The sequence below is a fragment of the Petrocella sp. FN5 genome (assembly GCF_029210395.1).
In the GTDB taxonomy this organism is placed as follows: domain Bacteria; phylum Bacillota; class Clostridia; order Lachnospirales; family Vallitaleaceae; genus Petrocella.
Window position 1 is genome coordinate 1 of the sequence record NZ_JARGDP010000036.1, and the last position, 14652, is coordinate 14652.

Here is a 14652-nt window from a genome sequence, read left to right on the forward strand (position 1 = left end):
CCTTAATAAAGCGAATTTTATTCAAGTCGAAGATGTACCGATTTTTAATCTAAGCCGTTTTGGTTTGACGGTTGAACAAAAGTTTGTTAAACGTGTTTTTGATGTTGTTTTATCTAGTATAGGTTTGATTATTGCTATGCCCATACTTATAATTGTAGCCACTGTTATCAAGCTGACAGATTCCGGACCAATCTTCTTTAGACAGGAACGCTTAACTGTTGGTAACAAAAGGTTCAATGTCTACAAATTCAGGACCATGGTTATGAATGCGGAAGAGATGACAGGACCGGTACTTGCGACAGCTAAAGACCCAAGAATTACAAAAATAGGGCATTTTCTACGTTCAACACGGCTAGACGAGGTGCCTCAATTGTTAAATGTGTTTAATGGCTCCATGAGCATCGTCGGTCCTAGACCGGAAAGAGATTTTTTTGTAAAACAATTTATTGAGACAACACCTTCTTTTGAATATCGTACGGCTGTTAAGGCCGGCATAACCGGTCTGGCACAAGTGCTTGGCAAATACACCACATCTTTTGAAGATAAACTGCGTTATGATTTGATGTACATCAAAAATTATACATTCCTTTTAGACATCAAGATCATTATAAAAACGTTGAAGGTTATTTTGACGAAGGATGCTTCGGCAGGCTCAGATGAGGAGATTGATTTTGATGCCTACTTGAAAAAGAAAGCCTTAAATCGGGTTATGACATCTTATGGTTGCATCATAACTTCCTTAAATGCCAGCGTGCTTGAAAAAGAAACCGGTAAGAATGAAGCTGTAGGTTAAAGAGAAAATTGTGTTGACCATTTTTAATCTAATCAATCACCATTTTCTTTTTATACTATGAAAGAGAATGGTATTGGTTATATTTTTGTAAAACTACGACTGGGTTAACTTGAAAGAGGTTGAATATGGCATCTAAATCATTGACAATAATCATTGAATGCGTTCTTTTTCTATACATTTTTTCCTTGTATTTGTTCACCTTTCGAGCAGACTACAATGTGTATAGTAACTTGATTGGTTTACTAATGATGGGCCTGATATGGCTCGATATTATTCTGGCCAATAAGGATTTACGTATCAGTCAATATTCAATAATGCTGATTGCTTTTGTTGCCATCTCCTTGTTGACGTATTTTGTTGCTCTTGATGGAGGGCTGGTATTTTCAAAAACCATAACCTTGGTTCAGCTGCTGGTATTGTCTGTTTCCTTGATTAATTATTTTGATCATGTTAAGAAAATCGAGCATGTCATCTTATATTTTATTTTTTCCGGTTTTTATGCCAGCATTTATATATTATTGAATTCGAATTTCGATACTTTATCTAGGATGGGCGGAGAACTCGGCAATCAAAACGAGATCGGCATGATTATTGCTATTTCATCAATATTTGCTTTTTACTTAATCGTCTCCGAACTAAAATTAGTATATATACCTATTTTTCTTGTTATGGTTGGTGTCATTATATTGACGGGATCTAGGAAAGCCATATTGTTTTTGTTTTTAAATATGGTAATGATCATCTTTTTGAAGAATAAAGATAGTTTTATGAAGCGTATAAAAGCGATTGTAATCATTGCAGGGCTGATGTTGATCGGTTATCTTATTATATTCAATAATCCAATTTTCTATGATATACTGGGGGATAGAATTGAGGCCATGTTTGATTTTATAACCGGAAAAGGAACAAGTGAGGGCTCCATCAATGAGAGAACCGCTATGATTACTTATGGCGTTGATTTCTGGAAGAACAGGCCATTGCTTGGTTATGGCATCGATAATTATCGAGAGCTTTATGCCCTTGCACCGAGTGGTAGGGACACCTATTCTCATAATAATTTTATAGAAGTGATGGTGGGTACCGGTCTGATTGGTCTGATGATATATTATTTGGGTCAAGGCAGTGTTATTTGGGATATGATGATTCTTAGATTAAGAGGTAATAGAGAAATACTTAAGTATACTTTTATAGGCATTATCGTGGCCTACTTCTTTATAGGAACGTCATTGGTATACTATGACTCTAAGCATTTTATTATACTAATGTCTATTGCAAGTGCTTATACCTGTATTCATGCAGAAACATAATAGCAATCATGAAGCATCACATTAAGGGGAGACGTTATGAAAAAAATACTAAAGAAATTCATTTTGGGTCATGAAACCAGTAAATTCATGTATGAAAGCATGATGGATTACTATCATAAATACTTGGTAACCGATGAGCAAGTGATTAAAAAGATGTTTAGAAAATTCTTGGATAGAGAAGTGGAACTGACTGAACCAGTCAAATACAACGATAAGTTACAATGGTTAAAGCTCTATTGGCGTGACCCTAAAGCAACTTTGTGTGCTGATAAATATGAGGTTAGAAAAATTGTAGAAGAGACGATTGGAGCGCAGTATCTGAATGAACTTATTTCAGTTTATGACAAGGTGGATGAGATTGATTATGATGAGTTACCAGATAGCTTTGCTTTGAAAGGTACCCATGGGTCTGGTTTCAATATTATTTGTAAAGATAAGAAAGACTTGGATTGGCCCAAGGCTGTAAAACAAATGAGGCATTGGCTTAAGAGAAACTATTACTGGTCAAACAGGGAATGGGTATACAAAGACATCAAACCAAGAATTGTCTGCGAAAAGTATTTGGAAGAGATGGATGTGGGAGAGCTAAGAGATTACAAGATTTTTTGTTTTAATGGTGAGCCCAAAGTGATTGAGGTTGATTTTGAACGTTTTGTGGATCATAAACGAAACATCTATGATTTAGAATGGAACCTATTAGAAGGTGAGATTAAATACCCAAGAGATCCAAATTATGTTGTTAAAAAACCGGAAAAGTTAGAGGAGATGTTGACCTTGAGCCGTACTTTGGCACAAGGATTTCCTCATGTTCGGGTTGATTTTTATATCGTTGAAGACCGTTTGTATTTTGGGGAATTAACCTTTTTTCATGAGAGCGGTACTGGCCCCTTTAGGCCTGAAGCTTTTGAGATTGAGATGGGTCATTGGATTAAACTGCCTAAAAGGACAATAAACACATCGAGTAAATTGGTATAAAAGGGGAATTGACATAATATGTCCGTTAAAAAGAAAGTGCTTGAGAACTCAGTTTTTTATATATTTAGTGCCATGTTAATCCAAGCAGTAGGATTTTTGTTATTACCAATCTATACAAGGTTTATGACGCCGGATGATTTTGGTATTATAAGTTTGATCAATGGATTTGTTGCTGTATTTACTTTTATTGTTTCTTTTTCCTTGTATTCAGCGGCGGTACGTTTTCATGCAGACTACAAAGACGATCACTTAAAGCTTAAAAAGCTCTATAGCACGCTTGTGACTTTCATTATTCTTTCAAATATACTTTTTTTCTTCGTATCTCTTCTTTTTAGAGATCAAATTGCAAAATGGATGTTTGATGGTATTGTATTTTTTCCTCTTGTATTTATGGCGCTTTTATCTCTGGTTTTTGTATCTTTGCACGCTTTACACCAAAGTATATTGCAAGGCAGACAGCAGGGTAAGAAGCTGGTTATTATTAATCTGACGGTTTTTGGCTTGACGGTCTTTTTGAAAATCATCTTTGTTGTTGTTTTTAGATATGGGGCAATAGGGTTTTTGGTGGCTCAATTAACGATTAATGGTTTATATTTCTTTTATATGATCTATGATCTGAAAAAACAAGATTTGTTTGCTTTTGGTCTAGACAAAAAAATCCTCAAAAAGACATTAACCTATTCCATACCTCTTATGCCTCATAATCTGTCGACGCGTTTAGCTGGCTTAATATCAAAAGTATTGATCAATCAATCAGGCACCCTTGCATTGGTTGGTCTCTATAGTATATCCATGCAGTTTGCTTCACTGATTGATATGATACAGACATCAGTTAATCATGCTTTCCAACCTTGGTTTTTTATTACGATGAACAACAAGGATGAGGCCAGTAAGATTGAGATTGTTAAGCTTTCAGATTTTCTCTTGATTATATATTCTATCACCTATATGGGTGTTGGGTTATTTTCCCAAGAGATTATCATGATTATCACAAGCCAGCGGTATTATATGTCTTGGACAATTATCCCTGTTTTGGTCATTGGTTTTTCAATAAAATCCATATACTATTTTTATGTGAATATTGTCTTGTATTATAAAGAAGCGACAAAAAAGCTTTTTATCGCCACTTTGACAGGTAGTATTGCAGATATCTTGATTGCCTATTTGTTGATTCCGCTCCTAGGTTCTTTGGGGGCTGCTTTAGCCTTTATTTTGGCTAAGTTTATTGTCGTCGCAATCGTGGTGTATATCTGTAGACGGTTTGAACCGGTTGGGTACAGCATTATCAAAATGTTAGGTATTATATTGCCAAGTCTTGGCTTTATGTTTGTTGGTTTGTATTTTAGTTATACAAAGTATGTTTCGACCTTCTATTGGATGAACTTCATGTACAAAATCATGATTCTATTCATATATTTAGGTTATATTTATTTCATTAACCGTACAACCATTAACAAAACGATTCAATCCGGTCAATTAAAGCGCATGCTTCAAAGCAAGAAGAAGCATGTGATCAAGAAAGAAGATGAGATTATTGACGAAGAGTATTAAGAAGTGGGTAAAAAAAGTACCATTTGTCGGCCAGGGTATAGGTAGATTATTTGACTTGTGTAGAAAGACATATATGTTCTTGTGTAATAAGATCATTGGCGTGGATGATAATAGGGTGGTCTTTATTAGTTTCAACGGCCTATCCTATTCGGATAACCCAAGAGCCTTGTCAGAGAAATTACATGAACTACAACCGAAAATGGAGATCATATGGTTGTTTGTTCATCCGGAAGAAAAAAAAGACCTTATACCGGACTATGTTCAGTGTGTAAAAAAGAATACATTTGAGGCGTTAAAAGTTCTAGCAACCTCTAAGGTTTGGATAGATAATTTCTGTAAACCTTTATACACCTATAAGGGTAAGAATCAAATCTATGTTCAAACATGGCATGGAGATCGAGGCTTCAAAAAAGTTCTATACAATTCAACTTTTTTACCAAAAAACTTTCGTATTATTGAAAATAAAATATGTGATGTGATGGTTTCGGGTTCGGATTTTGGTAAAAGTGTTCATGAAACCGCTTTTAGGTTTGAAGGCCTTACCCTTAATAACGGAACCCCAAGAAATGATATGTTGGCAAAAAATGACTCTAAAAAGAAGGGGTATTTAAATGAGAAAATAAGGTCTTTGCTGGGCATTGGTCCCGAAGTCAAGATATTCTTATATGCTCCAACTTTAAGGCGTGAAGCTTCTGAGACCGGTGGCAAGCAAGAAAGCGATGGCATTGACTTGATGCAGGTCTTATCTGTACTAGAAGATAAGTTCAAAGAAGAATGGTGTTGCGTTGTCAGGGCCCATAGTGCAGTTGGTGGTATTGAAGGTATTCCGGAAGATTGTAATAAGATCAAAAATGGTAATCTGGTTGAAGATATGAACGATTTGTTATTCATCACGGACTTTTTGATTACGGATTATTCCTCTAGTGCCGGCGATATTGCCTTGATCAATAAGCCTATTATTCTTTTTCAGTCGGACAGAGAAGCTTATGTTGGCCGAGATCGATCTTTTTATTTTGATATTGATGCCACACCTTTTATCATTGTTAAGAACAACGAGGCATTGATTCATGAACTAAAGAAGATGGAAATCGACAAGATTCCGGATAATTGTAAAGCGATTCTTGATTTTTACAACACCAAAGAGACTGGTGAATCTTCAGAGAAGATCATTGAATATTTCATGGATAGGATTGAGAAGGATAGACGTTAATCTTAGATGAGGCGGAGGTATAAGAATGGATACAAAGATATTGGTAACAGGTGCAGCTGGCTTTATAGGCTTTCATATGTCAAAGCTATTATTGGAAAAAGGTCATTTTGTTGTTGGTTTGGATAACATGAATGACTATTACGATTCTCAACTGAAGGAAGACAGATTGGCTTTGTTGGCTTCGTATGATAATTTTGTTTTCTACAAGACGGATATTAAGGACAAGGCGGTACTTGATCATGTTTTTATTGAGCATAGGCCGGCCTATGTGATTCATCTGGCTGCACAAGCCGGTGTTAGATATTCTATTACGAATCCATACGCCTATGTCGACTCTAACTTAATTGGGTTTATGAATGTTCTTGAAGCCTGTCGTAATTATCCGGTTAAACATTTGGTTTATGCTTCCTCCAGTTCGGTGTATGGTGGTAATAAGGTTATTCCTTTTTCAACCAATCATAATGTGGATCATCCGGTCTCTCTGTATGCCGCTACGAAGAAGTCCAATGAGTTAATGGCACATACGTATAGCCATCTGTACAACATTCCCACAACGGGGCTACGTTTTTTTACAGTCTATGGACCTTGGGGTAGACCAGATATGGCTTATTTTTCATTTACCAAGGATATGATGGCTGGTAACCCAATAAAAGTCTTTAACAAAGGTGAAATGGAAAGAGACTTTACCTATATAGATGATATTGTTGAAGGTATTCACAAGTTACTGGACTGTATTCCCAAGGCACAAACAAACTGGGATGAAAGCATCGACAATCTAAGTACAAGCTTTGCACCTTATAAGCTATACAATATTGGTAACAACAGTCCGGTAAAACTAATGCGGTTTATTCAAGTGCTTGAAGCATTGTTAGAGACAGAAGCGGATAAAGTATTTATGGATATGCAACCTGGAGATGTTCTTAGGACTTATGCAGATGTATCTGATCTACAAAAAGATATAGATTTCAAGCCGGAGACAACGATTGAGGAAGGCTTAAGTAAGTTTGTCAAATGGTATAAGAAGTATTATAATAGTAGTGAAGATAGAGATTAATGAGATGAAATCAGATAAAATATGAGGGGTGTTTTCTATGAAAATAACTGTAGCAGGAGCGGGTTATGTCGGGTTGTCCAATGCTATATTATTGTCACAGCACAATGAAGTGATAGCACTGGATATTATGAAAGAAAAAGTTGATATGATCAATGAAGGGATCTCTCCCATTGCTGATCCTGAGATTGAATCCTATCTCAAGAATGAAAAATTGAATCTGACGGCAACGACAGATAGTTATCTGGCATATAAAGATGCTGATTATATTATTATTTCAACGCCAACCAATTATGATCCTGTGTTGAACCATTTTAACACCAGGTCGGTTGAAGCTGTCATTGCCAATGTACTATCCATTAATCCGGAGGCGGTTATGGTTATTAAATCCACTGTACCCGTTGGTTATACAGAAGATGTTAAGATTAAGTTTGAAACAGATAATATCTTTTTTTCTCCGGAATTCTTGAGAGAAGGTAAAGCACTATATGACAACCTCTACCCCTCTCGTATTGTGGTAGGAGAGTTGTCAGATAGAGGAAAGGCCTTTGCCAAGCTTCTTGAACAAGGTGCCATTAAGCAAGATATTGATGTACTTTTTACCGGATCGACTGAGGCAGAAGCAATTAAGCTTTTTGCAAATACTTATCTGGCTCTACGTGTTGCTTATTTCAATGAGTTGGATTCATATGCTGAAGTACGAGGTCTTGATACACGAAGCATTATTGAGGGTGTCAGTCTTGATCCGCGGATTGGTCGTCATTATAATAATCCGTCTTTTGGATATGGTGGATATTGCCTGCCAAAAGATACCAAGCAACTTCTCGCCAATTATTCCGATATTCCACAAAACATCATGTCAGCCATCGTTGATGCAAATAGAACGAGAAAAGACCATATAGCTGAAATGATTATCAATAAAAAACCGAAGATTGTGGGCATCTATCGATTGACCATGAAAACAGATTCGGATAATTTTCGACAATCCGCTGTGCAAGGTGTTATGAAGCGGATTAAAGCCAAAGGTATTGAAGTGATTGTCTTTGAACCGGCACTAACGACAGAGGATTTTTATAACTCAAAAGTGATTAAGTCATTGGATGAATTCAAGGAGCTGTCTGATGTCATCGTTGCCAATCGTATAACAGAAGAAATAGCCGATGTGGTGGACAAAGTATATACAAGAGATCTGTACAGTAGAGATTAATTATTGGTTAAGGTACTCGATGGGGGAGATTTTCCGTGCAATATAAAGCCTATTATGACTATTTGAGAGAAAACACTATGAAAAAAAAGATGGGTGATGAGGATTATGATTTTTTTGCTAATCATAATCTGATGCTTTATGCCTATTGGAAGGAATATATGAATGGGCAAGGTGATGCCCCCTTTTTCAAGAAGAAACTGTTTATGTATAAAATTGATTATAACAAAATAGTGGAAGTGCTATGTGAAGTGGGCAGTGCGCTGGAAGAGAAAGGTATTCGTTATTTGGTTCTAAAAGGTGTCGTTATAGCAGAAACCTATCCTGAACCTTTTACACGTAGTATGGGTGATTATGATATTCTAGTACATTCGGATGACTTTGAACTTGCAAAAGAAACCTTGCAAGAGATAGGGTATATTACTGAAGCTAAGTTGAATACCTATAAAGATGCCACTTTTTTTAGGGAAAAAGAGTTGAGTATTGAGTTGCACCATGCTTTATTGAACCCGGAAATTGAACCCTATGCCCATACATTTATGAAGCAGCTATGGGATCATCCCATTAAAATTGAGACACCAAAGGGTTATATTATGGCACCTCAACCAAGGATGCATTTTACCTATATTGTATTGCATATGATGAAACATCTAAAAGAAGCCGGTTTTGGAATAAGATTTTTATTAGATTTCAAATACTTTGCACAACACCATGATATTGATCACGATGCGCAATTGGCTTTCTTTGAAGAAATCGGATATAGCGAGTTCTATCGCTCTGTTGCAACTTTATGCCATTATTATTTGGGTATGAATAGTCATGATGTGTCATGGCTTTATGATCCTGAATCGCCGGTTATTCGTATTCTTGCTGAATATGTGGCTGAAGGCGGATCATTTGGTCATGGGTCTGAACGTATGCGTATCGCGACCCATTATGATAAATATAAGGACGCTTTTAAAAAGAAAAAGAGTATTAGTGTTTATAAAGAATTGTTATTTCCACCATTAAGTGCTATAATTGAAAATTACAAATACCTTGAGAGATGTAGATTCTTATTACCGATAGCTTGGTTGCATCGGTTAATTAAGAAAGTTTTTAATAATAGAAAAGGCATTAAAGAAAAGTTCTTTATATTTGCTCAAGACAAAGAATTTGTGAGCAAAAAAGAATTTATGATGAGCGCCTTAAAATTAAAAAATCACGAGTTTAGAGATTAAGATTGTGGCTTGTGTAATAGCAACAAAGGGAAAAAAGATTGACAAATGTGATAGGCATACGTAAAGGAGAATGATGATGAAAGTAATGTATTCATATAGATTTGCATTAATTATTGGTGTACTGGTATTGTTATCACTTTTGGTTATGTTTCATTCCAATGGTGAAGACAAGTCATCCATAGATGAAACACCTATTGGAGCGGTTGTGCCAACACCTGAAGAGAAACCCATTGTTTTGGTGGAAGAACAGGCGAAGTACAAAAAAGCCAGTCAAGTTGGAATGATCAAAGATAGTCCCCAAGCCGGCGATCAAAATGCTAGAATACTAACCGATGTTCTAAATGTTGAAGGCGGTATCACCATAGATGGGTCCTACTACATTGGTTATGTGGACGAGTTTGTGAGCAATAGTCAGATAGAGATCATAGGGATGGACAACTCGAAACTGGTTTTTGATCATAATCAAAGTTATGTTTTGTTTGATCCAAGTTATCTAAAGCATCTTACCTTTAGAAATATTACTTTTGTTAACTTGAGCACGGTACACCCTCTGTATCTTGTGCATCATGGTAGTCAAGGAAGAAAGACGATGACAGATGCGGTTGTGATTGAAGACTGTTCCTTTATTGGAGAGATATCCTTGTATCGGGATAGGGGTGATACGAATACCAACCCCAATAATGTAGATTTTGGAATCGATACTTTTGTATTTAATAACAATACCGTTGAAAATACGTCCCTATCATTCATTGTATTAACAGATATGCCCCTTCGTTATGTAGAGATTGGGCACAATGATATTCGCAATTTCAAGTATGTTTTTTTTAACGCAGGCATCACCAATGGTATAAACTTTGAGGACGAGATTTTTGAATCAAAAGATTATATGCATATTCATCACAATACAGTCATAAATGATGATGATTGGTGGGCAAAAGAAGGTGGCGGGATTTACCATGCATTTGTTGTTGCTGAAAATGTGGAAGTCTTGTATGAGTTTAATCATGTTGAAGGCTTGAAATCAGATTTTGAGGTTTCACTATATGATGCCTATTTAAGCTCTAGAAGTGTAACCTATAGTAACAACACTTGGATTAATAACATCAGCTTTATTAAGGACAAGGTTTATAATAATCTTATCAAATCCAAAGGTGGCAGTGTTAATGGTATTCCTGTTGATCGGTTCTATACCAATAACACGTTTATTATTGAAGAGTCTTACGCAGAAAGATTGGGTCAATCTAAGGAGCATCTATACATTTATTTTTATGATTTGACAACGCGTGCAGACAAGTATGTTATTGAAAACAATATTATAGATGTATATGATTTGAGATTACCAAAATCCAGTGATTTGATCAATCAATTCAAGTTTAATAACAATGCAGTTAAAGCAAAATATGCTTTAGGCTCTTTGGTGATTATGCGATTGACGGATGAAGCCTTACCAACCATACAATTCAATAATAATGTTATTGAGATTGAACAAGCAAAAGCACATCCATCTGGCGATAATGAAGGACTTCGTATGATTGGCATGGTTGATACGAGGACGACCAAAACAAGCAATCAAATGATAGAATGGATAGAAATGAAAGGTAATAAGATAGAAGCACCTCTTACGTATCTTTTGTTTAACACAATTGCAAAAAGAATAGATGTGGATGATAATGATATCAATGTGATCGGTGATATATTCATTAATACTGTAAACAACGATGAACATCCAAAACTTCTAAGTATTGATATCTCTAAGAACTAGCGTCATTCGATATGTCTTTGACACGAAAATACAAAAGGAAATATATTATAATGTGATGCATAATAATATAACTTTACAAGTTGAATAGGTCTAGGACCCCAACTACCTAAATACTAATACCCATTTACCCTAGTGGGTATAGATGATACCATGTAATCAGTAGTTAATCTTTATAGGATTAGATTCAGACAGAGAGAACAGACATACAGAAAAGAATCACTCCATAAAGACCATAGGAACTTGTGTTTATATGTAATACTTCATACTGATAAGAGCAAACCAGTCGAAAGGCTGGGACGCAAAGCTATAGGGCCTGTAAAATGGCAGCCAGTTTCCAAAGGGAAGTTTTTTTGTTGAAAAAACTGTAATAGTAGAAGAATACAAAAAACACTCCAATGTAAAAAGCAAACCAGTCGAAAGGCTGGGACGCAAAACTAAAGGGCCTTAAAGGGCAGCCAGTTTCCATCAGGAGGGAACCATGATGAAAAAAGTAATAAGTTGGATGATGGCAGCAATATTTGTTGCTAGTATGGTACAAGTCAATGTACATGCAGAAGAAGTTGTAACCAATGAATTTGCAAACAAGTTGTCAGAAGTAGGAATGTTTAACGGAAGTGACAAAGGGTTTGAGCTTGATCGTGAACCAACAAGATTAGAAGGTCTTGTTATGATGATGAGAATGCTTGGACTTGAAGAAGAAGCACAAAATTATGATGAGAAAGTTGTAGATTTTAAAGATGTACCTGCATGGGGAGAACGATATGTTCAATATGCTTACAAACTTAACATAACAAAAGGTATTGGTCGTGACCAGTTTGGGTCTTCCAATCAGATGGATAAAAAATCCTACTTAACTTTTATGTTAAGATCACTTGGTTATGATGACGACAAAGATGATTTTACTTGGTCAAATGCTACTGAAAAAGCGGCAGAAGTTGGTATCATCAAAAAAAGTGATATGAACTCAACAAAGTTTACCAGAGGTGATGTGGCAGAAGTGTCTTATAATACCTTAAAGGTAAATCTAAAAGGACAAGATAAACTACTTGTTGAAAAACTGGTTGAGGAAAACAAAATTGATAGGACAAAAGTTGAAAAACTAGATATAAAGATAAGAGGACAAGAAGTTGAGGAAGTTGTTGAAGAAATAAAAACAGTCGATGATGAAGAGATTAACTTATATAAAGAAAATGAACTTGCACAAGTTAGACCGACACAACCAGCTGGTGGTAGCATCGGTGGCGGATCATCAATGCCAGGCAGCGGCGGCGGCGGTGGTGGATCATCAATGCCAGGTGGTGGTAAGCCGGTAGCAAAAGAGCCTGTAGTAGAAGAACCTGTAGTAGAAGAGCCTATAGTAGAAGAACCTGTAGTAGAAGAACCTGTAGTAGAAGAGCCTATAGTAGAAGAACCTGTAGTGGATGAATCAGAAGCACAAGCAGCAGCAGAAGCAGCGGCACAAGCGGAAGCAGAAGCACAAGCAGCAGCAGAAGCAGAAGCAGAAGCACAAGCAGCAGCAGAAGCAGCGGCACAAGCGGAAGCAGAAGCACAAGCAGCAGCAGAAGCAGCGGCACAAGCGGAAGCAGAGGCAGCAGCAGAGGCAGAAGCAGAAGCACAAGCAGCAGCACAAGCAGCAGCACAAGCGGAAGCAGAGGCAGCAGCAGAGGCAGAAGCAGAAGCACAAGCAGCAGCAGAAGCAGCGGCGCAAGCAGAAGCAGAAGCACAAGCGGCAGCAGAAGCAGCAGCACAAGCAGAAGCAGAAGCACAAGCGGCAGCAGAAGCAGCGGCGCAAGCAGAAGCAGAAGCACAAGCAGCGGCGCAAGCAGAAGCAGAAGCAGCGGCGCAAGCAGAAGCAGAAGCAGCGGCACAAGCGGAAGCAGAAGCAGCAGCACAAGCGGAAGCAGAAGCAGCAGCACAAGCAGAAGCAGAAGCAGCGGCACAAGCACAAGCAGAAGCAGCGGCACAAGCAGAAGCAGAAGCAGCAGCGCAAGCAGAAGCAGAAGCAGCGGCAGATGGACCACTCGCAAGCACTTATGGATTAGTAGCGAATAACCAGTCTAGCGCCAACAATAATGCAACATTGTTAAACAGAATGATTAATGAGCATGGTAGTATCGTTATTGATGGTAAGTATTACATAGGAACAACCAGTCAAAGCGTTACCAACAAAAACATTGAAATCGTCGGATTAAATGGCGCTGAACTTATTTTCAATAACAGTAACGATACCATCTTATTTGATCCTAATAATGTAACGAACTTGACAATTGATAATGTTAGATTCAAGAACTTGAATCAATCACGTAGATTGTTTATTGCCTATAGCCCTACAAAGAACAATAAGAAGATTAACCGTGTACTTGTTGAAAACAGTTCATTTGAAGGTAACATTTCTTTATACAGATTAACTGGTGATACAAATGCGAATCCTAGCACAGTAGATTTTGGTGTAGATGAGTTTATCTTTACGAATAACCAAGTATCTAACACAGATTCTTCATTTATTGTTTTGACAGATATACCGTTAAGATATGCAGAAATAAGTAACAATACGATCAATAACTTTAAGTATATATTCTTCAACTCAGGAATAACAAACGGTATCAAATATGAAAATCAGATTTTCTTAGCCAAAGATTATATATATGTCTATAATAACACAGTTATAAACGATGATAACACTTGGGCTATAGAAGGCGGCGGCATGTATCTTGCATTTGTATTAACAGAGAATGTTAGAACGAAATATGATTCTAACCATGTTGAAGGGTTAAAAGCAGACTTTAATGTATCTGTCTATGATGCTTATATGAGTTCTCGTTATGTAACATATACAAACAATACATGGAAAAACAACATTACTTTCCATCCAGACAAAATCTACAACGTACTGATCAAGTCCAAAGGTGGTATGGTAAATAATGTACCGGTTGAACGCTTATATGCGAATAATACATTTATTGTTGAAGAATCATATGCAGCAAGGGTTGGACAATCAAAAAGTAACTTATTTGTTTTCTTATATGACTTAACAACAATTGCGAATAACTATACAATAGAAAACAATACATTTGATGTATACGACTTAAGATTTGTTAAATCCAGTGATCAGATTTATAATTTCAAATTCAACAATAATACAGTAAAAGCAAAATATGCATTAGGTTCATTAACCATGGTAAGACTAACAGATACTATTAAACCAACTGTAGAAGTGAAAAACAATAATATCCAAATTGCTCAAACAGGTACACATCCATCAGGAGAGACAGCTATTGGATTACGCTTGGTAAGTATGGTAGATGCTAGAACCAATAAATCAGATGGTAAGCTAGGAAAATCAATCCTAATAAGCGATAACACAGTACTTGCACCTATAACCTATGCCTTATTTACCATTGCATCAAACAATGTCACTGTAACAGGCAATGATATCACTGTAAGAAGTAGTGTTTATAAAAGGTTTGTAAGCAACAGCAGTAGTTATCCTCATTTGACAGACGCACTCGTTAAGCAAATCTAAGTAGAATTAAGAACATAAAACATTAATTAAAAACATTTTTCTAAGCATTCATTAAT

10 protein-coding genes and 2 riboswitches are annotated in these 14652 nt (G+C 36.5%); all 10 genes read left to right on the forward strand.

The annotated features are described in order from the left end of the window. Window positions 1-793: sugar transferase (locus tag P0N36_RS09735; protein ID WP_275842653.1), on the forward strand; the 793-nt coding region annotated here is incomplete at its 5' end. Window positions 794-918: 125 nt separating this feature from the next. Beyond that, window positions 919-2100 carry an O-antigen ligase family protein gene (locus tag P0N36_RS09740; protein ID WP_275842654.1) on the forward strand — a complete coding sequence of 394 codons (1182 nt, stop codon included), beginning with the start codon at window positions 919-921 and terminating at the stop codon, window positions 2098-2100. A 36-nt stretch (window positions 2101-2136) separates the two neighbouring features. After that, window positions 2137-3075 (forward strand): ATP-grasp fold amidoligase family protein, encoded by a 939-nt coding sequence (locus P0N36_RS09745; RefSeq protein WP_275842655.1) that lies wholly within the window; start codon window positions 2137-2139, stop codon window positions 3073-3075. Between the two features lie 18 nt (window positions 3076-3093). Then, entirely contained in the window at window positions 3094-4626 is a 1533-nt protein-coding gene (locus P0N36_RS09750) for an oligosaccharide flippase family protein (RefSeq protein ID WP_275842656.1), read from the forward strand. Continuing rightward, on the forward strand, window positions 4610-5836 hold the full coding sequence (locus tag P0N36_RS09755) for a CDP-glycerol glycerophosphotransferase family protein (RefSeq protein WP_275842657.1): 1227 nt from the start codon (window positions 4610-4612) through the stop codon (window positions 5834-5836). Before P0N36_RS09750 ends, P0N36_RS09755 begins: the two co-directional genes overlap by 17 nt. Window positions 5837-5861: 25 nt before the next feature. Beyond that, window positions 5862-6890: an NAD-dependent epimerase gene (locus P0N36_RS09760; RefSeq protein ID WP_275842658.1), complete on the forward strand. Its 1029-nt coding sequence runs from the start codon at window positions 5862-5864 to the stop codon at window positions 6888-6890. A 37-nt stretch (window positions 6891-6927) separates the two neighbouring features. Next, a complete protein-coding gene (locus tag P0N36_RS09765) occupies window positions 6928-8094 on the forward strand; it encodes a nucleotide sugar dehydrogenase (protein WP_275842659.1) in 1167 nt (388 codons plus the stop codon). Window positions 8095-8171: 77 nt separating this feature from the next. Beyond that, a complete protein-coding gene (locus P0N36_RS09770) occupies window positions 8172-9311 on the forward strand; it encodes a nucleotidyltransferase domain-containing protein (RefSeq protein WP_275842660.1) in 1140 nt (379 codons plus the stop codon). 76 nt (window positions 9312-9387) lie between these two features. Further along, window positions 9388-11073, forward strand: coding sequence for a hypothetical protein (locus P0N36_RS09775; protein WP_275842661.1), 1686 nt, complete (start codon window positions 9388-9390; stop codon window positions 11071-11073). Window positions 11074-11336: 263 nt separating this feature from the next. Further along, window positions 11337-11412, forward strand: a riboswitch (cyclic di-GMP riboswitch). A 54-nt stretch (window positions 11413-11466) separates the two neighbouring features. Continuing rightward, window positions 11467-11540, forward strand: a riboswitch (cyclic di-GMP riboswitch). An 11-nt stretch (window positions 11541-11551) separates the two neighbouring features. After that, entirely contained in the window at window positions 11552-14596 is a 3045-nt protein-coding gene (locus P0N36_RS09780) for a hypothetical protein (protein ID WP_275842662.1), read from the forward strand. Window positions 14597-14652: the final 56 nt, after the last annotated feature.

Excerpts from the sequence above, each read along its gene's own strand:
- P0N36_RS09740 (WP_275842654.1), top strand. The coding sequence starts at position 919 with ATGGCATCTAAATCATTGACAATAATCATTGAATGCGTTCTTTTTCTA.
- P0N36_RS09745 (WP_275842655.1), top strand. The coding sequence starts at position 2,137 with ATGAAAAAAATACTAAAGAAATTCATTTTGGGTCATGAAACCAGTAAA.
- P0N36_RS09750 (WP_275842656.1), top strand. The coding sequence starts at position 3,094 with ATGTCCGTTAAAAAGAAAGTGCTTGAGAACTCAGTTTTTTATATATTT.
- P0N36_RS09760 (WP_275842658.1), top strand. The coding sequence starts at position 5,862 with ATGGATACAAAGATATTGGTAACAGGTGCAGCTGGCTTTATAGGCTTT.
- P0N36_RS09765 (WP_275842659.1), top strand. The coding sequence starts at position 6,928 with ATGAAAATAACTGTAGCAGGAGCGGGTTATGTCGGGTTGTCCAATGCT.
- P0N36_RS09770 (WP_275842660.1), top strand. The coding sequence starts at position 8,172 with ATGAAAAAAAAGATGGGTGATGAGGATTATGATTTTTTTGCTAATCAT.
- P0N36_RS09775 (WP_275842661.1), top strand. The coding sequence starts at position 9,388 with ATGAAAGTAATGTATTCATATAGATTTGCATTAATTATTGGTGTACTG.
- P0N36_RS09780 (WP_275842662.1), top strand. The coding sequence starts at position 11,552 with ATGATGAAAAAAGTAATAAGTTGGATGATGGCAGCAATATTTGTTGCT.